Raw genomic sequence first — 24,350 nt, 5'->3', positions numbered from 1 at the left:
GATTACCACCAAAATGAAATTACTAAAACAATACAGCGTCTTACCTGCTTTTGGATTGAGCTTGGGCATCAGCATTTTGGCTTTATCGTTGATGGTGTTTTTGCCGCTTGCGATGTTGCTTTACACCGTTTCGGACATGGGTTGGCAGGCGTTTTGGCACACGGTGGGCGATGAACGCACCCTGTTTGCCATGACTTTGACGCTGAAAATGTCGCTGTATGCCACGCTGACCAATGTGTTTTTTGGTACTTTGGTGGCGTGGGTGTTGGTGCGTTATGATTTTTGGGGCAAAAGTGTGGTGAATGCGCTGGTGGATTTGCCCTTTGCCTTGCCCACTGCCGTTATGGGGGTGGCATTGGCGAGTTTGTACGCGCCCAATGGTTTGATTGGGCAGTATGTTCCTTTCAAAATTGCCTTTACCCCCATTGGGATTTGGATTGCGCTGATTGTGGTGAGTTTGCCCTTTGTGGTGCGTGCGGTGCAACCTGTGTTGGCAGAATTGTCGCCCGAATACGAAGAGGCGGCTGCCACTTTGGGAGCTGGGCGTGGGGTGGTGTTTCGCAGGGTGTTGCTGCCTGAAATTTTGCCTGCTGTGGTCATGGGTGCGGGCATGGCGTTTGCGCGGGCAACGGGCGAATACGGTTCGGTGATTTTCATCGCAGGCAATATTCCGATGGAATCGGAAATTTTGCCCCTGATTATTGCGGGCAAATTTGAGTTGTTTGACATTCAAGGGGCGAGCGCGGTGGCATTGATGATGCTCATGATTTCATTTTTGATTTTGTTTGCGTTGAACATTTGGCAATGGCGATTGAATCGGCGTGTGGGTGGCTGAATGGTTCAGGCAGCCTGAAAGGATTTTTTATGGACAACCAACATTTAACCGAACCCCCTTATTTGCGCTGTGTTCTGATTGCGGTGGCATTGCTTTTTTTGGCGATGATGTTGCTGGTGCCATTGCTGTCGGTGTTTTATTATGCGCTGGAAGGTGGCTGGCGGCTCTATCTTGCCGCGCTGACTGACCCTGAAGCCTTGCACGCGCTGAAATTAACGCTGACCATTGCGGCAATTGTTGTGCCATTGAATGTGATTTTGGGTATGGCAATGGCGTGGCTGCTGACCCGTTTTGATTTTTATGGTAAACAATGGCTGAGTACCTTATTGGATTTGCCATTTTCCGTATCGCCTGTGGTGGCGGGTTTGATGTTTGTGTTGCTGTTTGGCGCAAATTCGGCAATGGGTGGCTGGCTGGAATCGCACAACATACAGATTGTGTTTGCATTGCCCAGCATGATTTTGGCAACTTTGTTTGTTACCTTTCCCTTTGTTGCCAAGTCATTGATTCCCATCATGCAAACGCAGGGCAGCAGCGAAGAACAGGCAGCCTTAATCTTGGGTGCGAATGCGTGGCAGATGTTTTGGCGCGTTACTTTGCCCAATGTGAAATGGGCGTTGCTGTATGGCATCATTTTGACCAATGCGCGGGCGATGGGCGAATTTGGCGCGGTGAGCATGGTGTCGGGGCATATTCGCGGTCAAACCAACACTTTACCTTTGCAAGTGGAAATTTTGTACAACGAATACCAGTTTACGGCGGCATTTGCCTTGTCCAGTGTGTTGGCGTTTTTGGCTTTGCTGACTTTGCTGTTGCAAAATTTTTTGGATTGGCGACAGCGTAAAGCTTTGGCAATGGCGGCGCGAGAGACACATCAATAATGTCATGAAACGCCTTTTCAGGCAGCCTGAAAAGCCTACACGCTACATAAAAAGAGTATTTTCCTATGAATTTTAATGACATCAAAAACACCATTCTGCAACATGCCGAACAATATAGTGGCGCAGCAAAAATTCTGTTTACAGTTGAATCGCTTATTGAAGAACAGCAAATCATTGAACGCTTAACTTATCCTGTATTTATGGATTTGACGATTGATTTTATTGAGAAAAAATTTCAGCAGCTCAAATTTGCCAATTTGGATAGCTTATTGATAGATTTAAGATTTGCCAAAGGATATTTGGCGAAACAAATTTCTGCCAAACAATTGGAAGACCGCCGTGTGATTGCGTGGAAGTTGCACGATAAATTAAGCAATCCAGCCCAATACGCGCAACGATTGACCATTGGTTTGCTTTATCCGTCCATTTTGGATAACCAACCCGACCCCAGCGACCAAGATACCGCGCTTGGCTATATTTTGGATTATTTAAGCTGTATTAACGATGAATTGGTGATTTTGTATTATTGGAAATTGTATAAAAATTTGTCCAATTAAATCCGTAAATTCGGTGCGTGATACGCACCCTACAAAATGGCGAAAAATCATTTTCAGGCAGCCTGAAAAATATTTGAAAATAATGAATGAAAATGAAAAAATTAACTCACTTCTTGATAATTTTAATGCTTGGTGCATGTGCGCCAACCCAGTCAGCCCCCAATCTCTCATTGGACGGCACACATTGGCAATTTGTGAAACTGATTCACGCCCACGATAAAAATCTACATCATCTTACGCCACGCACACGAATTGTTTTTTCGGTCAAAGACGGTGGCATTGGGATTGATGCAGGCTGCAATGCAACGGGTATGGAAAAATTTCAATTTGATGAAAAAAATCAAACCATTGAACCTACTGACAAACTCACTGCCACTTCAACATTGATGTATTGTGGTACGACAAGTGATTTGGAAATGGCTTTATCGCACTTTTTCAGTAAAGGCAATCACTATGAATTTAAAGATAATTTTTTAATTATTTCTGATAAAACAGGACAAATCATTCAATTTAAACAAATTAAGTAATTTTCAGGCAGCCTGAAAACAAAAATATGGGAAAATAAACCATGTCTATCCAAATCAAAAACCTGAACAAACATTTCGGCAAATTCCACGCCTTAAAAGACATCAACCTAACCGCCGATTCAGGCAGCCTAACCGCCTTGCTGGGGCCAAGCGGTTGCGGCAAAACCACGCTGTTGCGGATTATCGCGGGCTTGGAAACCGCCACCAATGGACAAATTCTGTTTGACAATCAAGATGTTTCCCACACGCCTGTACGCGAACGGCAAGTGGGTTTCATGTTTCAACATTACGCGCTGTTTCGGCACATGAATGTGGCAGACAACATTGCTTTCGGTTTAGAAGTGAAACCACGCGCCACACGACCCAATAAAATTCAAATTAAACAAACAGTTGATGAATTGCTGAAATTGGTGCAGTTAGAACATTTGGCAAAAGCCTATCCAGCACAACTGTCGGGTGGACAACGCCAACGCATTGCACTTGCACGCGCTTTGGCAACCCAGCCCAAATTGCTTTTATTGGACGAACCTTTTGGGGCATTGGACACGAAAGTCCGCAAAGAATTGCGTGCTTGGTTGCGGCAAATTCAGCAAAAATTGGGCATCACCACCATTTTGGTTACGCACGACCAAGAAGAAGCATTGGAAATGGCAGACCAAATTGTGATTATGAATCATGGTGTTGTGGCGAAAGTTGGCACAGGACAAGATTTGTATCATGCACCAAATCATGTGTTTGTGCATGAATTTTTGGGCGAAACCAATGCCTTTGAATTTGCCAAAATTGAGCAAGGCAAATTGCACATTGGTGCTTACCGCGAAACGCTCAATCCCCCCATTCACGAACGGCAAAATGTGGTTGCCTATGTGCGCCCCCATGCCTTGTATTTGTACACCACGCAGCCTGAAAATGCCATTGGTTTGGCAAAAGTGGTGCAAATTCATCATCTTGGTGCGATGGTGCGCGTGGCAACGCAGCTACCCGAATCGCCCAAATGGTTTTGGTCGGCATTGTCGCCAGCGCAATGGGACGATGTGAATGTGCAAGTGGGCGATGCGGTGTGGTTGTTGCCGCAGCAAACCAGCGTGTTCAGGCTGCCTGAAATGGTGGAATATGTGATTTGATATTTTTTTAAGTTTCAAATGTTTGCGTGGCAATCGGCGCGTTCAATGAGCGTACTTTCAGGCAGCCTGAAATTCGGTTAGAATGCCACGCAATTGCATTGACACGATGACACCATGATTTTTCAAAAACAATTTATCAAAGAAACCACGCTCACCGCCATGGCAATTTTCTTGGTTGTCTTGGCGATTTTGGTTTTCACACAAGGCATTAACCTGCTCGGACGCGCAGCCGATGGGCGCGTGGCAATTGACGCAGTAGCGGCACTCATCGGCTTTTGGACGTTGGGCATGACCCCATTGTTGCTGGTTTTAACCGCCTACATCAGCATTTTAACCGTACTCACACGCTATTGGCGCGACAGCGAAATGTCCATTTGGTTGGCAAGCGGTTTGGGTTTGCGATTGTGGATTAAGCCCGTGCTGGCATTTGCCGTGCCATTGGCGATGGTGGTGGCGGTCATGCAACTGGCGGTATTGCCATGGGCAGAATTGCGCAGCCGAGAATACGCCGAATTGTTGAAACAAAAACAAAACCTATCGCTGATTGAATCAGGCAGATTTGCCGAACTGGGCAAAAAAAACGGACGCATTTATTTTGTAGAAACCTTTGACACCCAAAAAGGCGAAATCCGCAACGTCTTTTTGCGCGAAACAGACCCAAACGGGCGCGACAGCGTGATTTTTGCCAAACAAGGGTATTTTGATTTGAGCAACAACCAACGCAAATTGGTATTGCAACAAGGCTACCGTTATAGCGGCAAAGCAGGGCAGGGCGATTTTGACGAAGTGGCATTTGAAAACCTGTCGCTCATCATCAACACCACCCCCAAATTAATCAGCCCCATAGACCACCGCCGCACCATACCCAGCCGCGATTTATTGGGCAGCCCGCAACCCAAATACCAAGCCGAATTGATGTGGCGCGTTTCCATGCCTTTAACCGTGATTTTATTGAGTTTATTGGCGATTCCCATTTCCTATTTCAATCCGCGCACGGGCAATTCGTATCACGTTTTGGTGGCGGTGGGATTTTTCTTGTTGTATCAAAACGGTTTAACCTTGCTGCGCGATGCGGTGGAAGACGGCAAAATCCCATTTTGGGTGGGATTTTTGCCCATGCACCTGTTGATTTTGGGGTGTTTTGTGTTGTTGCTGCGTATGCGTTCGGTGCCAGCGCAACCCTTTTGGCGTGGCTTAAAAAACGCATTCAAATAAGCAGGGCGTTGCAGTCTGAAACTTTTGCAAAACTCAATTCGTAGGGGCAGATTTCATATCTGCCCTGTTTAGATGTGCAGCAATTTTTATTTTTGGGACACCATGTAGGGTGCAACTTGTTGCACCAAATCCATGTTTTATCAGGAAAATGGTGCAACAAGTTGTACCCTACACTCGTCCTATTTTGAAATGAATGAACCCTAAATTGAAAAGAGGCAGATATGAAATCCGCCCCTACATCAATTTAAAAGTGGGTTTTGCAAAGGTTTCAGTCTGCCTGTGTTTCAGCCAAATAAACGTAATCAGTTCAGTAGGGTGCATATCACGCACCAAAATGAGTCATCATGAAAACAATGATTTTGCCCAGCATATTTAAATTTAATAAGTGTAAAAAATGGTGCCGTGGTACGCACCCTACTGAATTAAAATCCCATTATCCAGATTAAGAGGGTTATAATCTTTTTTTATCTTATAGTATTTTTCATAATGGCTAAGCAATGATTTTAATTCATCTGGATTAGCAAAAACCAATCTGTTTAATTTACACCTATCATAGGTCATAAATTTAAATCGGGAATTTTCTTTTTCAAATTGAACTGTTGCTTCTTTTATAAAAAACAATCTTTTTTCAGAAGTTAGGGGATATGTACAAATTACATCAAAACAATTACATTCATAGTATTTCCCCTTATACTTTAAAAAAATCACATGCTCAGAAGTAGATGAACTTATGGTTACAGTTCTCACTTCTTTTCTTGCAAAAATATGAACATAATTAATTTTTTGTTCTATATCAAAAAATGAGATTGCATTTTGACTTTTCATTTGTAAGGTATCTGTTATTAAAATAATAGGAGCCCAAATTTTAAAAACATAGCCTAAAAAAGTCAGCCCTATTTTATCTACCCATGTCCAGCCTTCTTCAAATTGGCGTGTGCATGCTTTATAAACAGAGAATAAAAATATTAATAATAAAAGCAATAAAGGTAAGGGCATATTTAATACTCCAAAATATAAGTTTGCGAGTCGTATTTTACAGGCTTTGGACGATACCAAATAAAATGGGTCAAAATAAAATACATCAATGCCAAAGTCAGGAATTTGTATTTCCAGAATTGGGATAGAATCATACAAAACAGTGATTGCTTTTTACTTAATTTTCTTTTCATTTTGTTTCCAAAATCAATTTTGACATTTTATTTTCCTTTAAATTTTAAAATAAAATATATGGAAAATAATAATATAGCAGTTGTATTCAGAATGAGTAACAAAGTCTTTTTCGTCCCACAATCACAAATATTGCGAATGTAATATTGTAATTTATTTTGAATATTTTTAGGTAATTCATAAACTTCTTTTTTCCACACCAATTTGGTAATAAAACATTTGTTATTCCCAATGTCTATCATGTGCAATTCATCAAATTGTGTGCCACGCCATAGTGTTCTTTTGTCTTTTGTAATATCCAGTGTGCAGCTTTCTCCCCTTGATGCCAAACGGCAACCGCATTGCCATTTTTGTCCATTAATTTGAAATTCTGCAATCGCAGAAGTGTAGGTCGCATTGGATTTTTTGGGTGGGGGATTGGCAGGCTGTGGAAAATCTGTGCTGTGTCCATTGTAAGTCATGATAATCGTATCATGCTGTTCAGTATTGAAAATTTTGGGCTTTTGGTAGCGAACATCAAAAGGGCGAAACATCAAAAAATGTGCATATACCCACACAATCGCAAAAAGTACACACAGGATTTTTTTAAGATATTTAAATAATTCGTCATCGTATTGATTACGCTCTTCCCATCTTATTCGCTCTTTCCTGCTCATCAATTTTTTATTCATCAATTTATCTTCTCCATAAAAGCAAGTGTAGCACTCACGCAGTTGGTGTTTTTTCGTATTTTATTGTTTTCCATTGAATGTTCCTTTTCAGGCTGCCTGAAAATTTTCTGCTCATTGTTATGGTGTGGTTCATTTTTGTCAAGCAATGGGATAGGGTGTTTTTTTAAAAACATCAATATATTTCAATGGTTTGATTTCAGGCTGTCTGAAACATGAATGTGATTCAATATTATTTTTTAAGCCTGCCGCCCTTGTGTTGCCGTGTGCTTTCAGGCTGCCTGAAACGCCAAAATCGCCCCAAAATGCGCTAAAATGTGCATTTTTAATGGGCAAAATGCCATTTATCTTGCAAAAACAATCATGATTACACTCGCCATTGATGCCATGGGCGGCGACATCGGTTTAGCCGTAACCGCCCCTGCTGCCACCGCTTTTTTAAACCAACAACCCCAAGCCCGATTGATTATGGTCGGCGATGAAACCCAAATTCAGGCTGCCTTAAAAGCCGCCAACGCCCCATTAGATCGCATTGAAATCGTCCACACCACCCAAATTGTTGCCATGGACGAAGCCCCACAAGCCGCTTTGAAAAACAAAAAAGATTCGTCCATGCGCGTTGCCATTGAACAGGTCAAAAACGGCAAAGCACAAGCGGCTGTGTCGGCTGGCAACACGGGTGCGCTTATGGCAACCGCCCGTTTTGTCTTGAAAACGCTGCCGAATGTGGAACGCCCCGCCATTGCCAAATTCTTGCCCGCGCAGGGCGAACATTTAACGTTGATGTTGGATTTGGGCGCGAATGTGGATTGCTCTGCCGAACAGCTTTTTCAATTTGCGGTGCTGGGCAGCGAATTGTTCAGCGCATTGAATCCACAACAAAAAACGGCGCGTGTGGGCTTGCTCAATGTGGGTACGGAAGACATTAAAGGCACAGAAGTGGTCAAACAAACTTTTGCGCTGTTGCAAGAAAGCAGCCTGAATTTTGTCGGCAATGTGGAAGGCAACGCCGTGTTCAGTGGCGACATTGATGTGGTGGTGGCAGATGGTTTTGTGGGCAACATTGTTTTGAAAACGATTGAAGGGGCGGTCAAATTCATGGGCGGTGCCATCAAGCAGGAATTTCAACGCAATGCTTTAACCAAATTGGGTGGCATGGCGGCTTTGCCTGCACTCAATGGTTTCAAAAAACGACTGGACCCACGCCGTTTTAATGGTGCGATTTTTTTGGGTTTGCGCGGCATTGTGATTAAAAGTCATGGTGGCACAGACGCGGTTGGCTTTGCCTATGCTTTGGAAGAAGCCTATCACGAAGCGCAAACCAACAGTTTGGACAAAATCGCCTCGGGCGTGGCGGCGCAGTTGGAGGCGTTTAATGAACGCAAATTGTTGAAACAACAAGAACAAATGGCAGATGGGGAAGTGTGATGATACGCGCTTTGTGGCGCATTGTGCGCCTGCTGATGTGGCTGTTGCGCACGGCTTTTCAATTCAAAAATGGGGCAAACAGGCTGCCTGAACACCAACAACAGCATTTGCGCGACATTGCCGCACAAGGCTTGGCAATTTTGAATGTGAAAGTGGACATTGCCGCCACATCGCCACCGCAACAGGGCGTGTTGATGGTGGCAAATCACGTTTCGTGGTTGGACATTTTGGCGATTATGGCGCATTTTCCTGCCAGTTTCATTGCCGCCAAAGAGCTGAAAAACTGGTTGATTGTGGGCAAAATCATCGCCAGCGCAGACACGGTGTTCATAGACCGCAGCAACCGCAAAGACATTGAACCCATCAATGCCGCCATCGCCCAAGCCTTGCAACAGGGCAAGAATGTGTGTTTTTTCCCCGAGGCGCGAACCAGCTTGGGTAATGGTGTGTTGCCGCTCAAAGCGGCTTTGTTTCAGGCTGCCATCAATGCCAATGCGCCTGTACAGGTGTTGGCTTTGCGTTATTATGATGAGCAAAATCAACGCACCAGCCAAGTCACTTTTTCGGATACGCCTTTTTTTGTTTCGTTGTGGCGCATTGCGCGGCTGCCTGAAATTCATCTTAAAATCAATGAAATCACCTTGCCGCCACCGCAAACGCTGCCTGAATGCGACCGCTTTGTGTTAAAAGACAAAGCGCAAGATTATTTGCGCGAAGTGGTGTGTGCCGACAGCCCCAATCCCGATTTGCTCATCAAGGAAAAGCCATGAACATCAATCTGATACGTTGGGTCGCGATTGTGATTTTGCCCCTGATTTTGGCGATTTACGTTCAGGCAGCCCAGCCTGCCAACGCCGCCGATGTGTTGGTAAACGGCATTATTTTGGCGTGTGCCAATGTGTTTTTGTTGAAATGGGTGTTGTTTGCCTACATTGGGGCGCGTTTGAAAGCCGATAAAATCACGCAAAAACACGCACTGTGGCAATTTGTACCCTTGATTTTGTTTGCGATTTACATTGTTTATTATTTTCAGGCTGCCTGAAAAAATGAAAATCCGTTAAAATGCCGTTTTTCAATCATTTATTCAACAACAAGGAAACAATATGGAACTGGTATTTATCCGCCACGGTTTGAGCGAGTGGAACGCCAAAAACCTGTTTACAGGCTGGCGCGATGTCAAATTGAGCGAACAAGGCATTGCCGAAGCCCAAGAAGCAGGACGCAAAATCAAAGCTGCAGGCTATGAATTTGACCTTGCCTTCACATCGGTGCTGACCCGCGCCATCAAAACCTGCAATATTGTTTTGGAAGAATCCGACCAACTGTGGGTGCCACAAATCAAAACATGGCGTTTAAACGAACGCCACTACGGACAACTGCAAGGCTTGGACAAAAAACAAACCGCCGAAAAATATGGCGATGAACAAGTACACATTTGGCGCAGAAGCTACGATACTTTGCCCCCCTTGTTGGACAAAAACGATGAATTTTCCGCCCACAACGACCGCCGCTATGCCCACCTGCCCAGCGATGTGGTGCCAGATGGCGAAAATTTGAAAGTAACTTTGGAACGCGTGTTGCCATTTTGGCACGACCAAATTGCGCCAGCCGTGTTATCGGGCAAGCGCGTGTTGGTGGCGGCGCACGGCAATTCGCTGCGCGCTTTGGCAAAACACATTGAAGGCATTTCCGATGACGACATCATGGGCTTGGAAATTCCCACAGGTCAGCCCTTGGTTTATCGCTTGGACGCACAACTGAATGTGATTGAGAAATTTTATCTCTGAAAAACAAAAAATTGATTCAGGCTGCCTGAAAACAGAATAATTTGGTTTTCAGGCAGCTTTTTCCGTATAATTCAGATTTTTAAATCATTTAAGAAACACAATCATGCCAAAAATCACCATTTTACCCCACGCCGAACTCTGCCCCGAAGGCAAAATCATTGAAAATGTGCCTGCTGGTCAAAACGTGTGCGATTTGCTGCTCGAACACCACATTGAAATTGAACACGCTTGCGATAAATCATGTGCTTGCACCACTTGCCATGTGATTATTCGCAAAGGATTCAGCAGCTTAACCGAACCCACCGAATTGGAAGAAGATTTGCTTGACCAAGCATGGGGTTTGGAAGCAGAATCGCGTTTAAGTTGCCAAGCCATTGTTGCCAATGAAGATTTGGTCGTGGAAATCCCCAAATACACCATCAACCACGCTCGTGAACACTGATGAAAAAAACACTTCTTTCCCTGATTTTGCTGGCAAGCAGCCCATTTTTGTCTGCTCAAACATACAGTTTGAATTTCCAAATGCCCAGTAGCAACGTGATTTGCGGTGGCGATTTGCCCGCCGATGAAAGCCAAAATCGCGCCGCATGGCATGGCGTGGCTTGCACCATGGTTACACCCTTGGTGCTGCCCCAATATGAACTTGCCGACCAATGCAGCAACGGTTGGGGATACGAATTCATTTTGCCCGCACAGGGTGCCGCCGACCGCCCTTGCCACACCCATTTGCCCGTGCAATTTGACGCACCCGTGTTGAAATACGGTGCAGAAATGCGCGGTCAGGGCTGGTCGTGCAAAAGTGAATATTCAGGATTGACTTGCACCAATCAAGACGGAAGCGGCTTCAAATTGCGCAAAAGCGAGCAAACTTTGTTTTCAGGCAGCAGCACCAACGAAGAAATGCCGCAGCCTGAAACCGAATCCGCCAGCGAAGTTGCGCCACCCGAATCCGAATAAATGCCCGTTTATTTTCAGGCAGCCGAAGTGATGTTCAGGCTGCCTGAAACCTTTTTTATCTTTGATTGAATTTGAGAAAAAACCATGTCAGCAGAATTATTAGCACACGTTCAAAAACGCCGCACTTTTGCGATTATTTCCCACCCCGACGCGGGCAAAACCACCTTAACCGAAAAATTGCTGCTGTTTTCAGGCGCGATTCAGAGCGCAGGCACGGTAAAAGGCAAAAAAACAGGCAAATTCGCCACTTCCGACTGGATGGAAATTGAGCAACAGCGCGGCATTTCCGTTGCGTCCAGCGTCATGCAATTTGAATACAAAGACCACACCGTCAATCTGCTGGACACCCCTGGACACCAAGACTTTTCCGAAGACACCTACCGCGTACTCACGGCGGTGGACAGCGCACTGATGGTGATTGACGCGGCAAAAGGCGTGGAAGCGCAAACCATTAAATTATTGAATGTTTGCCGCATGCGCAACACGCCCATCGTTACCTTCATGAACAAATACGACCGCGAAGTGCGCGACAGCTTGGAATTGCTGGACGAAGTGGAAAACATTTTGAAAATCCGTTGTGCGCCCGTAACTTGGCCCATCGGCATGGGCAAAAATTTCAAGGGCGTGTACCACATTTTGAACGATGAAATTTACCTGTTTGAAGCAGGTGGCGAAAAATTGCCCCACGAATTTGACATCCTCAAAGGCATAGACAATCCCGAGTTGGATAAAAAATTCCCTATGGAAATTCAACAACTTCGTGATGAAATTGAGTTGGTGCAAGCCGCGTCCAACGAATTTGATTTGGGCGAATTTCTTTCAGGCAGCCTGACTCCTGTGTTTTTCGGTTCAGCGATTAACAATTTTGGCGTGCAAGAAATTTTGAATTCGCTGATTGATTGGGCGCCTGCACCCAAACCACGCCATGCCACCGTGCGCGATGTGCAACCCGAAGAGCCAAAATTTTCAGGATTTATCTTTAAAATTCAAGCCAATATGGACCCAAAACACCGCGACCGCATTGCCTTTTTGCGCGTGTGTTCGGGCAAATTTGAACGCGGCATGAAAATCAAGCACTTACGCATCAACCGTGAAATTTCAGCCAGCAGCGTGGTTACCTTTATGTCGCACGAGCGCGAGTTGGCGGAAGAAGCCTACGCGGGCGACATCATCGGCATTCCCAATCACGGCAACATTCAGATTGGCGACAGTTTTTCCGAAGGCGAAATGTTGGCGTTTACAGGCATTCCGTTTTTCGCGCCCGAATTATTCCGCAGCGTCCGCATTAAAAATCCGCTTAAAATGAAACAGTTGCAAAAAGGTTTGCAACAGTTGGGCGAAGAAGGCGCGGTGCAGGTGTTCAAACCGCATTCGGGCGCGGATTTGATTTTGGGCGCGGTGGGCGTGTTGCAATTTGAGGTGGTAACGGCACGATTGGCGGCAGAATATGGTGTGGAAGCGGTGTTTGACAATGTGTCGGTGTGGTCGGCGCGTTGGGTTTCCTGCGATGACAAGAAAAAATTGGCGGAATTTGAAAAAGCCAATGCCGCCAATTTGGCGACAGACGCAGGCGGCAATTTGGCGTATCTCGCGCCCAATCGCGTGAATTTGAATTTGACCCAAGAGCGTTGGAAAGACATTGTGTTCCACGAAACGCGCGAGCATTCGGTTAATTTGAATGATTGATTTTTCAGGCTGCCTTTTATTACCCTACAATTTTTTGTTTGCCACTCACCTATTCCCTCTCCCCAGCCCTCTCCCAAAGGAGAGGGAGCAGATGGTGGTATATTAACGATTGTGGGCAATGTTTTATTTTTGTAGGGTAACAAAAGGCAGCCTGAAATCCCAAGCCCCCATTAATTTTAGGAAAAAACATGCCCCAAACCATACGCCAATTTACCGTTGATGCCTTTACCAATCAAATATTTAAGGGCAATCCTGCGGCGGTGTGTTTATTGGATAATTGGCTGGACGACCGCATTTTGTTGCACATTGCCCAAGAAAACAATTTGTCCGAAACCGCCTTTATTGTGCCGCAAGGCGATGAATTTTTATTGCGCTATTTCACGCCCAAAGCGGAAATTGATTTATGCGGACACGCCACGCTTGCCAGCGCGTTTGTGTTGCATCACATTTTGGCAAATCCGCCTGAAAATGTGGTTTTTCACACCCAAGTTGGCAAATTAAGTGTGCAAAAACAAGATGATTTGTTTTTAATGGACTTTCCTGTATTTGAATTGCAAAAGCTGGAAAATGTGGCACAAATTGGCGCGATTTTGGGCGTGATGCCGAAAGAAGTGTATTTGGGGCGCGATTTATTGTGTGTTTTTGATGATGAAAATGTGGTCAAAAATTACCAAGCAGACCATGCCAAAATCGCACAATTAGACGGACTTTTGTGTCATTTTACCGCCCAAAGCACGCAATTTGACTGCATTTCACGTTCATTTGCCCCTAAACTTGGGATTGGCGAAGACCCTGTGTGTGGCAGTGGGCATTGCCATATTTTGCCTTATTGGGCAAAGGTGTTGGGCAAAAATCGCTTAATCGGCTATCAAGCCAGCGCAAGAAGTGGCATTTTGCATGGCGAAATCAAAGGCGAACGCATGATTTTGGGTGGGCAAGCGGTGTTGTTTGCCAAATCGGAAATTTATGTGAACGTGTGATTTTCAGGCTGCCTGAACGCCATTTTGATGATGAAATTCAATCCATTGAAAAGGAAAAACCATGTTTCGCCATCATGTTTTTGGGAACGACCGCATGCTATTGTGTGTGTTTCTGCTTTGTTTGTTGGGTTTTTTCTGGTTGGGCAAGGCATGGGATATGGCTTTGTTGTTGTATTTACAGGTTTTTGATGTGCCAAGTCATGCCACAACATGGTTGTGGGACGGTTTGTGGTTTGCCATTTGGAGCGTGGCTTTGTGGTGGGTGGTACGCAAATTGTGTCAAATTAAATTGTGGCGTTACGACCCCAATTCGCGTCAATTAATTTTGGGGCAATGGCACATCAACACATGGCATGATTTGGAAATTCATCATATCAATCAATTTGTTGGCATTAAAGCAGAGGCTGTTTATTCGGCGCACACCGCACAATATGGGCGCATGATTTTGTTGCACCAAGATGGCGTGAGCGAAACGGAAATTAACCGCATTTTCCCCAATCAAGGGGGCAGCCTGAATCTCCAATCTGAATATCAAAAAATCTCCAAAATCATGCAGTTGCCGATGTTGGGTTTGAGCCACATTGACCACGCGGCACAAGGCGAACGCGCTGCTTACCCCACGCATTTTCGGGCAGCCGCAGCACAAACCGCGCTGGCAGCCCACGCCCAACGCCCCAGTAATGGCATATTGATTTTGCGTGGCATTTGGGCAACGGTGTGGGCGGCGATGGGCGGTGGTTTGTTTTATGCGGCTTTTGGGCTGGCTGAAAATGGGTTTTTGGTGTTGCTTTGGGCAATATTGGGCTGGGCTTTTACGGCTTATGCTTGGTCGGGGGGCTATGCGACTTGGAAAATGTATCAATATAATCAATTAGATAAAACTTTTCCCCAAAAAGATGTGCCACAAATTCATCGCCATTTGGTGCGGCAATCGGCTGAATTTGCGTTGTTTTCACGCAAAAAGTTGTTGATGAACACCGTTTTGCTGGTGTTGATTGGTGCATTGATTTTATTGCTAAATGTGTTTGGGTCGTCTGGCGAGTCGGTTTTTTCGGGCATGCTGTTGGTGTTGCTGATTGTTTCTGCTTTGGTGGACATTTGGCGCAATGCGTTTTTGTCGCGCAAATTGACGTTTGACGCGTCCACCAACCGTTTGACCTACCACAAAATGAACCCTTTTCTGCGTTGGCTGCCTGAAAAAACGCAAGCGATTGATGAATTTATCGGCATATCGTGGGAGGTGAACAATGAAATTTGGTTGATTGGTGTTGCAGGCAGCCACGATGTGTTTTTGGGCAAAAGCGATTCGGCAGAAAAAATCATCAACCAAATCCACCAAAAAACAGGCTTGCCCATTGTGAAACGTGTGCGTTAATGAAGTTTCAGGCAGCCTGAAATCCAAAAAAACAAAGGAAAATCAACATGAAACTCTACCAATTTTATTTGGGCATACAAATGCCACACGCCAATTTGGAAATGCACGATGTGCAATTTGCCGTTGCGCCCACGCCCCAAGCGGCTTTTGCCGATTTGAAACGCATTTGGGCGCACACCGATGCGCGTTTGCACATAGACGGTTGGCGCGAAATCAACTGGGTGGCTGGCTACGATATTGTCTTGCAAAATCAAGCCCATGAATTGCCTGAAAAATTGTTTTTTGTGAATGTGGGGGCGTATCAAGAGGGCGATTTGGCGGAATTGCACGCCTTTGATTTGTTTGTGGCAAGCGATGAGCAAGACGCGAAACGCCAAGCCCTTGCCACGCTGTTGCCGCACGCCAATCAGCAGCACAAAGACAATTTGAAAGATGTGGACAATATTTTGCAGCTCAATCAATTTCACGATTGGTTTGTCCATTTGCGCCCCAATCCAAATGGTCAAGCAAAAGCGATTGAATTTCAAGGTTATTTACCCATTTGATGATGTGTGTCATGGGGCAAAATGGCGGAAACAAATAGGGTGTGTTTTGGGTTAAGTCGCGGTATAATAATGCGTTTTTCAGGCAGCCTGAAAAGGAAAAAACATGAATGAATTTTGGGAAACCTTCAAAACCGTATTGGTGTGCCTTATCCCGATTTACGCTTTTTGGCATCTTTTAACCGTGTATTTCAAAACCCGAAATGGCGCGCAACCGCTTTCGCCTGTTGGGGCGTTATTGGTCGGTAATCCCGAAGTCAAAATGTGGTTGGAACAAAACTTAACGGGCGAACGCATTGCGGATATTAAAGCCATTCGCCAACAATGGGGTCTGGATTTGACGCTGGCGGTTGAAGTGTTGGATGCTTATTTTTTGCAAAAAACAAATTGATGTTTTCAGGCAGCCTGAAACCGCGTAGGGTGCGTACCACGCACCGAATTTGCCACGATTTGAAATTTTTGGTGCGTGATACGCACCCTACAAAAGAGCCACGATTTTCAGGCAGCCTGAAAAGGAAAACAAGCATGAAAACAGCATGGATTAACCCATTTATCATGATAGCCATGATGATGTTCAGCCCAAACATCATGGCAAAAACGGTCAAATTAACAGGCGTAGCGACTTGCCAATTTGACATGACCAACGACACAGATTATTGCAGCCGCTCAAACAAAGCCCAATATCGCCGTGCATTGGCAAATCAAAAACCCAATTTCAATCGGCATTATATTTTGTTGGAGGTTGAACCGCGTGCTTATGCCGCAATAGACACGCGAAATGGCGTGGTTTATCCACTTTTTCACACGATTGAAGACCACGAAAACGGTAAAAAAGCCAAAATCCAATTCAGCGTCAATGAACCGCAAATGTGTGTGTGGGGTGTCGCAATGGCTTATCAAAGCGTTATTGCCACCGATGATTATGGCGAAGAGGCAAACAAAGGCAAAAATCCCGTGTGTTTCGGCATATTCCGCGATGAATATTCGCCCAAATATGGCTATGAATTTCGCCACGACTGGACAACACCCAAAAAATAAAATGCGGTATTTTCAGGCAGCCTGAAAGGAAAAAAATCATGCTCAATTTAAGCCACAAACAAAGAAAATGGTTGATGTACGGCAATGTTGTTTTGGCGATGATTTTGCTGATTGCGCCGTTTTATCGTTATGAGCGTTGGTATTTTGCCGTCATCATGTCGGGTTTGAATGGCGGATTTTATTTGAGCGTGGGTTTGGCGTTGTATTTTGCCGAGCATAAAAACCGATTATCCGCAAAACAATGGCAATATTTGCTGGGCTTGATATTGGCGATATCGATACTTGGTACTTTGGGGCAAATATTTTTACCGCGAAATTAGTGCGTAGGGTGCGTCCCACGCACCGAATTTGCCACGATTTGAAATTTTTGGTGCGTGATACGCACCCTACAAAAGAGCTGCCATTTTCAGGCAGCCTGAAAGGTTTAAGGTATGAAAAAAATCAAAGAAAAACTGTTCAGCCAGCCTGAAAACTCCCATGCGTTAAGCCCGATACAAAGAAAATGTTTTGGCTTTGGGAGTATGGTATTGGGCGTATTGATGTGTGTGATAACATTAAGTAAAACATACAGTTGGCAATTTACCCTGACGGCGATATTTTTGAATGTGGCATTTTTTGCCAATGTGGCGATTTTTGCATTTGCCAATCACAAATTATCCGAAAAACAACGCCGATTGATGTTGATGGGCGGCGTGATTTTGGCAATATTGGGCAATGTTTTTATCCAAATTATCCCCAAAAATTAAATTTGTCATTTTCAGGCAGCCTGAAAGAAAGGCAAAACAATCATGTTAAAAAAATTACGCAACAAAATCATCAATCAAAATAAAGTTGAACCACTCACGCCCGAACGACAAAAATCCTTGTTGATATCGGCAATCGCGCTGGGCTTGTTTGTTTCGCTGGCGGTTTGGACATCGGGTTTGGGCATATTTGCCAAAAGCATTTGGGTATTTGCGGTCATCAGTATTAGCGTGAGTACCGCCATGTACGCAGCCACCAACCACAAATTATCCGATAAACAACGTCAGCGTTGGCACAATGCCAATTTGTTTATTGCCTCGCTTTTGGGATTTATTTTGGTATGGATACCGAAAAATTAGTTTCAGGCAGCCTGAAAATGTTGGCTTAAAAACCAACCTACAACAGAAAGAAAACATCATGTCGCGCAAACCATTGAGAAATCTCACGCCCAAAGAACAAAAAATCATGGGCTGGACAAGTTTAGCCGTTTGGTTGATTTTGACTGTTAACTTGTGGAGTAAGTCGTACAGCAGCGCATTTAAAACTTGGGTAACCGTCGGCAATACAGCCGTATTTTTAACGATTGCAGTTTATGCGTTTGCCAATTTGAAATTATCAGAAAAACAACGATGGACTTGCATGATTGCTATGATTATTTTTGCACTTTTAATCAATGGCATGTATCAGTTTTTGCCAAGAAATTAGTTTTCAGGCAGCCTGAAAAGGATTCTAATGAATAACAAAATAAAAACTACCCTATTTACCATGCTTTGCAGCGTAACATTTCAAGCAGCCGCACAAGATATTCCGCGTACATTTCAAGGCGAATGGCTTTATTAGCAATGGGAAAAAGGGCGTGAGCAAGCGATAACGTCTGCTTTAATACGCCAATATTGTCAATCGGGCGTTGCAGTTTTTGCCGATGATGAAATCTATTTAACGGTGGAAAAACAATCAGTACATCAACAATATATTGAAGGCGCAAGCGAACACAGTCGCCCAAAATTTACGCTGCGAACGCCTCTTAAAATCGCTGGTACAATGGTGGTGGGAAATTATCAGTTGCGCGAGCCATTTGAATTCATTTTGAAAGACAGAAATACATTAATTGTCAAAAAATTAGATAGTTCTCCGCAAGCTAAAACATTTTATCGTTGCAAATAATTGCAGGCTGCCTGAATACCAAAATAAGCAAACGAATTTTCAATTTAATCAACAAAGTAAACCAACATGACCGAACAAACGCAACAAAATCCCCAAGAATACGGCGCAGACAGCATTCAAGTATTGGAAGGCTTGGAAGCCGTCCGCAAACGCCCTGGTATGTACATTGGCGACACCCAAGACGGCTCGGGTTTGCACCACATGGTGTTTGAAGTGCTGGACAACGCCATTGACGAAGCCCTAGCAGGGCATTGCGACCAAATCACGGTCGCCATCAACGCGGACGAATCCATCACCATTGAAGACAACGGACGCGGCATTCCCACAGGCATACACCCCAAAGAAGGGCGTTCCGCCGCCGAAGTCATCATGACCATACTCCACGCAGGCGGCAAATTCGACAACAACAGCTACAAAGTATCAGGCGGCTTGCATGGCGTGGGCGTGTCGGTGGTAAACGCGCTTTCAGATTGGCTCAAACTCACCATTTGGCGCGAAGGCAAAGAGCATTTCGTGGAATTTAAGCGCGGCGACACCGTAGAACCGCTCAAAGTGGTGGGCGAATGCGCCCCCGAAAAACACGGCACGCGCGTCCAATTTCTCGCCAGCGAAGACACTTTTGGCACGGTGCAATACAAATTTGAAACGCTCGCCAAACGAATCCGCGAATTGTCTTTTTTAAACAATGGTGTAAAAATTGAATTGCTCGACAAACGCGATGGCAAAAGCGAAAATTTTGCCGAAAGCGGCGGCGTGGTCGGCTTTGTGCAATACACGACAGGCAGCAAAAAACCCTTACACGACAAAGTGTTCTACGCGATTGGCGAAAAAGATGGCATGACCGTAGAATGCGCGATGCAATGGAACGAAAGTTACCAAGAATCCGTGCAATGTTTTACCAACAATATTCCGCAACGCGATGGCGGCACGCATTTAACCGCCTTGCGCCAAGTCATGACGCGCACCATCAACCAATACATTGAAGCCAACGAAATCGCCAAAAAAGCCAAAATTGACACATCAGGCGATGACATGCGCGAAGGTTTGACTTGCGTGTTGTCGGTTAAATTGCCCGACCCAAAATTCTCTTCACAAACAAAGGATAAGCTGGTTTCCAGCGAAATCTCGCCTGTGGTAAACGAGGTTTTGTCGCAAGCCTTGCACGATTTTTTGGAAGAAAATCCCACCGATGCGAAAATCATTTGCGGCAAAATCGTGGAAGCCGCCCGCGCCCGCGAAGCCGCCCGCAAAGCGCGTGAACTCACACGCAGAAAAGGCGTGATGGACGGTTTGGGTTTACCAGGTAAATTGGCGGATTGTCAGGAAAAAGACCCTGCATTATCAGAGCTTTATTTGGTGGAGGGCGATTCGGCAGGCGGTTCGGCAAAACAGGGGCGCGACCGCAAATTCCAAGCCATTTTGCCGCTTAAAGGCAAGATTTTGAACGTGGAACGGGCGCGTTTTGAACGCATGCTTGCCAGCCAAGAAGTCGCCACGCTGATTACCGCGCTTGGCACGAGCATTGGCAAGGAAGAGTTTAATCTAGAAAAATTGCGCTACCACCGAATCATCATCATGACGGACGCGGACGTGGACGGCGCACACATTCGCACGCTGTTGCTCACGTTTTTCTATCGCCAAATGCCTGAATTGATTGAGCGCGGCTATGTTTACATCGCCCAGCCGCCTCTCTACAAAGCCAAACACGGCAAAACGGAACGCTACCTGAAAGACGAAACGGAAAAAGACGAATTTTTGTTGAGTTTGGCTTTGGAGGGCGCGAAGTTGGTTTCAGGCAGCCGCGTTTTGGAAGGCGCGGAATTGGCGAAAATCGCCAAGCAATTTTTGCGCGCCCAAAACACGATTGCCGAAGAAAGTCGTGTGATTGATGGGGCGGTGTTACGCGCTTTGATTGACATTGAAGCCATTGATTTGAGTAATGAAATCAATGCGAAAAAGGCGGTGGACGCGCTTTCAGGCTGCCTGAAAAATCAGGAAATCGCTTTGGAATATGTGGCGGGCAACGATGGCGGTCATTTCATCAAAATCACGCGCCAGTTGCACGGCAATGTGGCGATTTCCTATCTTGACCAAAAATTTGTGGACAGCAAAGCCCACCAAGTCATTCGCAAAACGGCTGAACAGCAGCGCGGTTTGATTGGCGAAAATGGCGCACAATTGCATAAAAATCAAGATGTTCAAGATGTGAAAGATTTTGAGCAGGCTTTGAACATTTTGTTGCAAAACGCGCAAAAAGGCATGATGATTCAACGCTATAAAGGTTTGGGCGAGATGAACCCCGAGCAGCTTTGGGAAACCACCATGAACCCCGAAGTGCGCCGTTTGCTCAAAGTGCGGATTGAAGACGCGATTGCGGCTGATGAAATTTTCGTTACGCTGATGGGCGATGAAGTGGAGCCGCGCAGGGCGTTTATTGAAAGCAATGCGTTGGTGGCGCAGAATATTGATATTTAATGGGAAAAAGGTTTCAGGCAGCCTGCATTTAATTTTCAGGCTGCCTGAAATGTTTTTTACACGCGCGGCAAAGTGCGAATGGGGTAGCAGTAAAACGCAAACGGTCGCAGCAAAGCCACATATTCCGCCGCCGTCAAATCGCCCTGACACACCAGCACATCAGACCGCAAACCGCGTTCAGTATAAACAAAATCCGCATGGCGAAAACCGTGTCGCGCGTAAAACCGCTCACGTTGCGTTTCATGCCCATCGGGCAGGGGCAAATTCAATGCCAATCGGTGTTTGGGGAAACGCTGTTTGAGCCAATCCATCATCAATCCGCCATAACCGCGTGAGCGATATGGTTGCGCTATGGCACAATAGTAAATAAAAACAATGTCTTTCCCAACCAGCAGATATAGCCAGCCGCGCAATTCATCGTTTTCCAGCAAAGCCCAAAATTGCACAGTCGGACGCAAGGCATTGAGTTGCAAAACCCAAAAGGGCAAAGGTTTACTATGCCCAAATGCTTGATAATAAATGCGTTTGGCAGCCTGAACGTGTGGCGAAGTCAAACCGATTTGCTCAAAATGATGTGTTTTATCGTTGTTCAAATTGAAAATGAAAAAAGTTGATTTAATTCAATATGGTAAAGGATTGATGCCATGATGACAAGTTGAACCCACCCAAATGGGGTTTGGCGGTACGCGATAAAATATCAGAACCATGTATCAAATTGTCAGGCTGCCTGAAAGCATGATGTGGTTTACTTTTTTAAAAAGTCGGTTGCCGCAGTCAAAAATGTTCATTTTGACGTTAAAATTCGGTTTTCTTTTTTCAGGCAGCCTGAATCATGCAAAAACATTTCCAAAAAGCCCTAAACAGCCTTGCGCCCAGCACGCTTTACATTGTTGCCACGCCCATTGGCAATTTGGCGGACATTACCCTACGCGCCCTAGCCATTTTGCAGCAAGCCGATTTGGTTTGTGCCGAAGACACGCGCGTTTCCGCCCAATTATTGTCGGCTTACGGCATTCAAGCTAAGCTCATTTCCGTGCGCGAACACAACGAACAGCAAATGGCAGACAAAATCATTGCCGCATTGTCGGCAGGGCAGCGTGTGGCACAGATTTCAGACGCAGGCACCCCAGCCATTTGCGACCCTGGTGCCAAGTTGGTGGCAAGGGTGCGTGAAGCAGGTTTTGCGATTGTGCCAGTGGTGGGGGCGAGCGCGGTGATGGCAGCGTTGAGCGTGGCAGGGGTGGCAGAGCCGCATTTTTATTTTCATGGATTTTTGCCCGCCAAATCGGGCGAGCGCGTGAAATTATTGCAAAGTTGGGAAAATGCCGATTATCCAGTGGTGGCATTTGAAACACCACATCGGATTGCCGATACCTTGCGCGATGTGGCAGCCATTTTGCCGCAGCGCAAACTGATGTTGGCGCGTGAAATGACCAAAACATTTGAAACATTTTTGCAAGGCAATGCCGAAACATTGTGCGAAAAATTGGCAGCCGACAACAATCAAACGCGCGGCGAAATGGTATTGGTGTTGCACGCCAGCGAAAAAGTGCAGCATGAAACGCTGCCTGAACACGCACAAAATGTGATGAAAATTTTGGCAGCCGAATTGCCCACCAAACAAGCCGCCGATTTAGCCGCCAAAATCACAGGCGAAAGCAAAAAAGCACTGTATGATTTGGCGATTTCTTGGAAAAATTGAATATTCAGGCAGCCTGAAACCTTTGCAAAACTCAGTTCATAGGGGCAAATTTCACATCTGTTCTGTTTAGACTTGCAGAAATTTTTATTTGTATCAATAACGTGAACTCGGGATAAGTAACTGTCAATTTGCCAACAAACCTGCCCTCTCTCCCTATGGGAGAGAGTTGGAGAGAGGGCTTGTTGAGCAGCATACCCTCTCCCCAGCCCTCTCCCACAGGGAGAGGGAGCAAAGTGACTTAAATTTATCAATCACTTTTATCCCGAAATCGCGTTATCAATAAATTAAAAAAAGCAGATGTGAAATTTGCCCCTATGAACTGAGTTTTGCAAAAGTTGCAAAATGGCTTTTTGCTCATCACTTAAATTATAAAGCAAATGGCTTGTGATGTTGCCACCACAAGCCATTTTTTGATTCACATTAAACCAATGGGTTTAAATTAGAATTTGTGTTTCAAACCAACACCAGCCAAGCTACGTTGGGTTTTGTCATCGCCTTTGCCTTCTTGGTAGAAGCCAACTTGACCATTTACAGTCGTGCGTTTAGACAAGGCGTAATCAGCACCTACGATACCTTGGTAGTATTTGCCATCGCCAGCGTAAGGATTGCCACGGTGGTCGCTGATTTTGAAGCCGTGAGCAGCAGAACCTTTCAAGCGCAAGCTGGGCGTTACTTTGTAGGCAACGGTTGCAGCCACTTCGTTAGATACATCATATTTTGAATCAACGTTTACAGCGCGGTTGTAGCCAATACCAGCCAAAACTTGTTCGTTTTCGTAGCCTACGTTAGCAACAGCTTGGTAGCCTGCTTTTTCTTTGATGTTGGGGTTGGCTGCGTCCAATGTACCATTGTTTTTACCGTTTTTCACATAGCCACCTGCTACGTCAGCGAAGAAACCGCTGTTTTCGTAGGTTGCACCCAAACCGTAAATGGTGGAATCACGACCTTCAGTTTTGCCAGAGTTGTTGTCGCTAGGAGAAACGTAAGCAGTTGCAGAGAAACCAGCCATATTTGGGGTGGTGTAGCTTACTGCCACAGCACGTTTAGATGCGTCAGTACCGCGTGTGTAGTTACCCAAACCCAAGTAGTCGCTGCTGTATTCCCACTCGTCCAAACGACCTACTGCGTCATCTACGGGTGTAGAGAAGTAACCTGCTTTAACTGTACCGATGGTGTCGCTTTGCAAACCGATGAAAGAATTGCGTGTACCAAAACCACGAGCGATGCTGCCATCTTCATTACGACCACCAGCGATGTCTACACGTTGTTCTACTTGCCAAATGGCTTTCAAGTCGCCATTCAGGTGTTCATGACCTTTAAAACCAATGCGTGAACCGTAATCCACAATAGCAGTAGTGGTGTCTTTTGATTTCTCGCCACCCATTTTGTCGTAGAAATCAACTTCAATACCGCCTTTTACTTGACCGTACAAAATCACGTCAGCAGAAGCAGCAACAGGCAATGCAGCCAAAGTCAAAGCAATCAGGGTTTTTTTCAT

The 24,350-nt window shown here is 45.4% G+C and carries 29 protein-coding genes; 25 read left to right on the top strand and 4 right to left on the bottom strand.

What is annotated here, in order from left to right:
- The first annotated feature begins 13 nt into the window (after positions 1 to 13).
- The 6 genes from cysT (at position 14) to lptF (ending at position 5,139) form a co-directional block, all read left to right on the top strand.
- Complete coding sequence (gene cysT / locus H3L97_RS01235; RefSeq protein ID WP_097113777.1) at positions 14 to 835, top strand: sulfate ABC transporter permease subunit CysT; 822 nt, start codon at positions 14 to 16, stop codon at positions 833 to 835.
- A 29-nt stretch (positions 836 to 864) separates the two neighbouring features.
- Entirely contained in the window at positions 865 to 1,716 is an 852-nt protein-coding gene (gene cysW / locus H3L97_RS01230; RefSeq protein ID WP_097113830.1) for a sulfate ABC transporter permease subunit CysW, read from the top strand.
- A 65-nt stretch (positions 1,717 to 1,781) separates the two neighbouring features.
- Complete coding sequence (locus H3L97_RS01225; protein WP_097113776.1) at positions 1,782 to 2,273, top strand: hypothetical protein; 492 nt, start codon at positions 1,782 to 1,784, stop codon at positions 2,271 to 2,273.
- Between the two features lie 92 nt (positions 2,274 to 2,365).
- Positions 2,366 to 2,800, top strand: a complete 435-nt coding sequence (locus H3L97_RS01220; RefSeq protein ID WP_179655786.1) for an META domain-containing protein — start codon at positions 2,366 to 2,368, stop codon at positions 2,798 to 2,800.
- Between the two features lie 41 nt (positions 2,801 to 2,841).
- Positions 2,842 to 3,924 (top strand): sulfate/molybdate ABC transporter ATP-binding protein, encoded by a 1,083-nt coding sequence (locus H3L97_RS01215; RefSeq protein ID WP_097113774.1) that lies wholly within the window; start codon positions 2,842 to 2,844, stop codon positions 3,922 to 3,924.
- Between the two features lie 114 nt (positions 3,925 to 4,038).
- Positions 4,039 to 5,139 (top strand): LPS export ABC transporter permease LptF, encoded by a 1,101-nt coding sequence (gene lptF, locus H3L97_RS01210; protein WP_097113773.1) that lies wholly within the window; start codon positions 4,039 to 4,041, stop codon positions 5,137 to 5,139.
- A 414-nt stretch (positions 5,140 to 5,553) separates the two neighbouring features.
- Here lptF and H3L97_RS01205 read toward each other — a convergent pair whose 3' ends face one another.
- Positions 5,554 to 6,273, bottom strand: coding sequence for a hypothetical protein (locus tag H3L97_RS01205; protein WP_143269106.1), 720 nt, complete (start codon positions 6,271 to 6,273; stop codon positions 5,554 to 5,556).
- Between the two features lie 62 nt (positions 6,274 to 6,335).
- On the bottom strand, positions 6,336 to 6,977 hold the full coding sequence (locus tag H3L97_RS01200) for a hypothetical protein (protein ID WP_097113771.1): 642 nt from the start codon (positions 6,975 to 6,977) through the stop codon (positions 6,336 to 6,338).
- Between the two features lie 360 nt (positions 6,978 to 7,337).
- Here H3L97_RS01200 and plsX point away from each other — a divergent pair, with 360 nt between their 5' ends.
- The 18 genes from plsX (at position 7,338) to gyrB (ending at position 21,150) form a co-directional block, all read left to right on the top strand.
- On the top strand, positions 7,338 to 8,402 hold the full coding sequence (gene plsX, locus H3L97_RS01195) for a phosphate acyltransferase PlsX (protein ID WP_097113829.1): 1,065 nt from the start codon (positions 7,338 to 7,340) through the stop codon (positions 8,400 to 8,402).
- Positions 8,402 to 9,172, top strand: coding sequence for a 1-acylglycerol-3-phosphate O-acyltransferase (locus tag H3L97_RS01190; protein ID WP_097113770.1), 771 nt, complete (start codon positions 8,402 to 8,404; stop codon positions 9,170 to 9,172). Before plsX ends, H3L97_RS01190 begins: the two co-directional genes overlap by 1 nt.
- Entirely contained in the window at positions 9,169 to 9,444 is a 276-nt protein-coding gene (locus tag H3L97_RS01185; RefSeq protein WP_097113769.1) for a hypothetical protein, read from the top strand. The genes H3L97_RS01190 and H3L97_RS01185 overlap by 4 nt, the downstream gene beginning before the upstream one ends.
- Before the next feature lie 61 nt (positions 9,445 to 9,505).
- Complete coding sequence (locus H3L97_RS01180; RefSeq protein WP_097113768.1) at positions 9,506 to 10,189, top strand: 2,3-diphosphoglycerate-dependent phosphoglycerate mutase; 684 nt, start codon at positions 9,506 to 9,508, stop codon at positions 10,187 to 10,189.
- Positions 10,190 to 10,292: 103 nt separating this feature from the next.
- Entirely contained in the window at positions 10,293 to 10,631 is a 339-nt protein-coding gene (gene fdx / locus H3L97_RS01175; RefSeq protein WP_097113767.1) for an ISC system 2Fe-2S type ferredoxin, read from the top strand.
- Positions 10,631 to 11,146, top strand: coding sequence for a DUF6636 domain-containing protein (locus H3L97_RS01170; protein ID WP_097113766.1), 516 nt, complete (start codon positions 10,631 to 10,633; stop codon positions 11,144 to 11,146). Before fdx ends, H3L97_RS01170 begins: the two co-directional genes overlap by 1 nt.
- Before the next feature lie 84 nt (positions 11,147 to 11,230).
- The gene (locus tag H3L97_RS01165; RefSeq protein ID WP_097113765.1) at positions 11,231 to 12,832 is read left to right on the top strand and encodes a peptide chain release factor 3; all 1,602 of its coding nucleotides are present in this window, start codon (positions 11,231 to 11,233) and stop codon (positions 12,830 to 12,832) included.
- 188 nt (positions 12,833 to 13,020) lie between these two features.
- Positions 13,021 to 13,812 (top strand): PhzF family phenazine biosynthesis protein, encoded by a 792-nt coding sequence (locus H3L97_RS01160; protein WP_179655785.1) that lies wholly within the window; start codon positions 13,021 to 13,023, stop codon positions 13,810 to 13,812.
- A gap of 61 nt (positions 13,813 to 13,873) precedes the next feature.
- Positions 13,874 to 15,187 (top strand): hypothetical protein, encoded by a 1,314-nt coding sequence (locus H3L97_RS01155; RefSeq protein WP_097113764.1) that lies wholly within the window; start codon positions 13,874 to 13,876, stop codon positions 15,185 to 15,187.
- 47 nt (positions 15,188 to 15,234) lie between these two features.
- Positions 15,235 to 15,732 carry a DUF1543 domain-containing protein gene (locus tag H3L97_RS01150; RefSeq protein ID WP_097113763.1) on the top strand — a complete coding sequence of 166 codons (498 nt, stop codon included), beginning with the start codon at positions 15,235 to 15,237 and terminating at the stop codon, positions 15,730 to 15,732.
- 103 nt (positions 15,733 to 15,835) lie between these two features.
- The gene (locus tag H3L97_RS01145; protein WP_097113762.1) at positions 15,836 to 16,120 is read left to right on the top strand and encodes a hypothetical protein; all 285 of its coding nucleotides are present in this window, start codon (positions 15,836 to 15,838) and stop codon (positions 16,118 to 16,120) included.
- Positions 16,121 to 16,254: 134 nt separating this feature from the next.
- The gene (locus H3L97_RS01140) at positions 16,255 to 16,767 is read left to right on the top strand and encodes a hypothetical protein (protein ID WP_097113761.1); all 513 of its coding nucleotides are present in this window, start codon (positions 16,255 to 16,257) and stop codon (positions 16,765 to 16,767) included.
- 38 nt (positions 16,768 to 16,805) lie between these two features.
- Complete coding sequence (locus H3L97_RS01135) at positions 16,806 to 17,087, top strand: hypothetical protein (protein ID WP_097113760.1); 282 nt, start codon at positions 16,806 to 16,808, stop codon at positions 17,085 to 17,087.
- A gap of 111 nt (positions 17,088 to 17,198) precedes the next feature.
- Complete coding sequence (locus tag H3L97_RS01130) at positions 17,199 to 17,513, top strand: hypothetical protein (protein WP_097113759.1); 315 nt, start codon at positions 17,199 to 17,201, stop codon at positions 17,511 to 17,513.
- Between the two features lie 42 nt (positions 17,514 to 17,555).
- Complete coding sequence (locus H3L97_RS01125; RefSeq protein WP_097113758.1) at positions 17,556 to 17,870, top strand: hypothetical protein; 315 nt, start codon at positions 17,556 to 17,558, stop codon at positions 17,868 to 17,870.
- A gap of 58 nt (positions 17,871 to 17,928) precedes the next feature.
- On the top strand, positions 17,929 to 18,216 hold the full coding sequence (locus H3L97_RS01120; RefSeq protein ID WP_097113757.1) for a hypothetical protein: 288 nt from the start codon (positions 17,929 to 17,931) through the stop codon (positions 18,214 to 18,216).
- 237 nt (positions 18,217 to 18,453) lie between these two features.
- Positions 18,454 to 18,675 (top strand): hypothetical protein, encoded by a 222-nt coding sequence (locus tag H3L97_RS01115; protein ID WP_143269105.1) that lies wholly within the window; start codon positions 18,454 to 18,456, stop codon positions 18,673 to 18,675.
- A gap of 66 nt (positions 18,676 to 18,741) precedes the next feature.
- On the top strand, positions 18,742 to 21,150 hold the full coding sequence (gene gyrB, locus H3L97_RS01110; protein WP_097113756.1) for a DNA topoisomerase (ATP-hydrolyzing) subunit B: 2,409 nt from the start codon (positions 18,742 to 18,744) through the stop codon (positions 21,148 to 21,150).
- Positions 21,151 to 21,206: 56 nt separating this feature from the next.
- On the opposite strand, the gene H3L97_RS01105 is transcribed toward gyrB, so the two are convergent.
- Positions 21,207 to 21,743: a GNAT family N-acetyltransferase gene (locus H3L97_RS01105; RefSeq protein WP_179655784.1), complete on the bottom strand. Its 537-nt coding sequence runs from the start codon at positions 21,741 to 21,743 to the stop codon at positions 21,207 to 21,209.
- A gap of 236 nt (positions 21,744 to 21,979) precedes the next feature.
- Between H3L97_RS01105 and rsmI the strand changes: the two genes are divergently transcribed.
- Positions 21,980 to 22,852 (top strand): 16S rRNA (cytidine(1402)-2'-O)-methyltransferase, encoded by an 873-nt coding sequence (rsmI, locus tag H3L97_RS01100; RefSeq protein ID WP_224446413.1) that lies wholly within the window; start codon positions 21,980 to 21,982, stop codon positions 22,850 to 22,852.
- A gap of 439 nt (positions 22,853 to 23,291) precedes the next feature.
- Here the strand turns inward: rsmI and H3L97_RS01095 are convergent, their stop codons facing one another.
- A complete protein-coding gene (locus H3L97_RS01095) occupies positions 23,292 to 24,350 on the bottom strand; it encodes a porin (RefSeq protein WP_097113753.1) in 1,059 nt (352 codons plus the stop codon).

The organism is Alysiella filiformis (assembly GCF_014054525.1).
GTDB lineage: Bacteria > Pseudomonadota > Gammaproteobacteria > Burkholderiales > Neisseriaceae > Simonsiella > Simonsiella filiformis.
The sequence above is the reverse complement of the archived record's forward strand: the minus strand, read 5'-3'. Positions and strand labels throughout refer to the sequence as shown.

Bases quoted from the DNA above. Each gene is read 5' to 3' on its own strand.
- H3L97_RS01190 (WP_097113770.1), top strand. From the start codon at position 8,402: ATGATACGCGCTTTGTGGCGCATTGTGCGCCTGCTGATGTGGCTGTTG.
- gyrB (WP_097113756.1), top strand. From the start codon at position 18,742: ATGACCGAACAAACGCAACAAAATCCCCAAGAATACGGCGCAGACAGC.
- H3L97_RS01130 (WP_097113759.1), top strand. From the start codon at position 17,199: ATGAAAAAAATCAAAGAAAAACTGTTCAGCCAGCCTGAAAACTCCCAT.
- H3L97_RS01120 (WP_097113757.1), top strand. From the start codon at position 17,929: ATGTCGCGCAAACCATTGAGAAATCTCACGCCCAAAGAACAAAAAATC.
- lptF (WP_097113773.1), top strand. From the start codon at position 4,039: ATGATTTTTCAAAAACAATTTATCAAAGAAACCACGCTCACCGCCATG.
- H3L97_RS01135 (WP_097113760.1), top strand. From the start codon at position 16,806: ATGCTCAATTTAAGCCACAAACAAAGAAAATGGTTGATGTACGGCAAT.
- H3L97_RS01150 (WP_097113763.1), top strand. From the start codon at position 15,235: ATGAAACTCTACCAATTTTATTTGGGCATACAAATGCCACACGCCAAT.
- H3L97_RS01180 (WP_097113768.1), top strand. From the start codon at position 9,506: ATGGAACTGGTATTTATCCGCCACGGTTTGAGCGAGTGGAACGCCAAA.
- H3L97_RS01170 (WP_097113766.1), top strand. From the start codon at position 10,631: ATGAAAAAAACACTTCTTTCCCTGATTTTGCTGGCAAGCAGCCCATTT.
- cysW (WP_097113830.1), top strand. From the start codon at position 865: ATGGACAACCAACATTTAACCGAACCCCCTTATTTGCGCTGTGTTCTG.
- H3L97_RS01225 (WP_097113776.1), top strand. From the start codon at position 1,782: ATGAATTTTAATGACATCAAAAACACCATTCTGCAACATGCCGAACAA.
- H3L97_RS01215 (WP_097113774.1), top strand. From the start codon at position 2,842: ATGTCTATCCAAATCAAAAACCTGAACAAACATTTCGGCAAATTCCAC.
- H3L97_RS01220 (WP_179655786.1), top strand. From the start codon at position 2,366: ATGAAAAAATTAACTCACTTCTTGATAATTTTAATGCTTGGTGCATGT.
- cysT (WP_097113777.1), top strand. From the start codon at position 14: ATGAAATTACTAAAACAATACAGCGTCTTACCTGCTTTTGGATTGAGC.
- H3L97_RS01125 (WP_097113758.1), top strand. From the start codon at position 17,556: ATGTTAAAAAAATTACGCAACAAAATCATCAATCAAAATAAAGTTGAA.
- H3L97_RS01200 (WP_097113771.1), bottom strand. From the start codon at position 6,977: ATGAATAAAAAATTGATGAGCAGGAAAGAGCGAATAAGATGGGAAGAG.
- H3L97_RS01145 (WP_097113762.1), top strand. From the start codon at position 15,836: ATGAATGAATTTTGGGAAACCTTCAAAACCGTATTGGTGTGCCTTATC.
- fdx (WP_097113767.1), top strand. From the start codon at position 10,293: ATGCCAAAAATCACCATTTTACCCCACGCCGAACTCTGCCCCGAAGGC.
- H3L97_RS01140 (WP_097113761.1), top strand. From the start codon at position 16,255: ATGAAAACAGCATGGATTAACCCATTTATCATGATAGCCATGATGATG.
- H3L97_RS01165 (WP_097113765.1), top strand. From the start codon at position 11,231: ATGTCAGCAGAATTATTAGCACACGTTCAAAAACGCCGCACTTTTGCG.
- H3L97_RS01160 (WP_179655785.1), top strand. From the start codon at position 13,021: ATGCCCCAAACCATACGCCAATTTACCGTTGATGCCTTTACCAATCAA.
- H3L97_RS01185 (WP_097113769.1), top strand. From the start codon at position 9,169: ATGAACATCAATCTGATACGTTGGGTCGCGATTGTGATTTTGCCCCTG.
- plsX (WP_097113829.1), top strand. From the start codon at position 7,338: ATGATTACACTCGCCATTGATGCCATGGGCGGCGACATCGGTTTAGCC.
- H3L97_RS01095 (WP_097113753.1), bottom strand. From the start codon at position 24,350: ATGAAAAAAACCCTGATTGCTTTGACTTTGGCTGCATTGCCTGTTGCT.
- H3L97_RS01155 (WP_097113764.1), top strand. From the start codon at position 13,874: ATGTTTCGCCATCATGTTTTTGGGAACGACCGCATGCTATTGTGTGTG.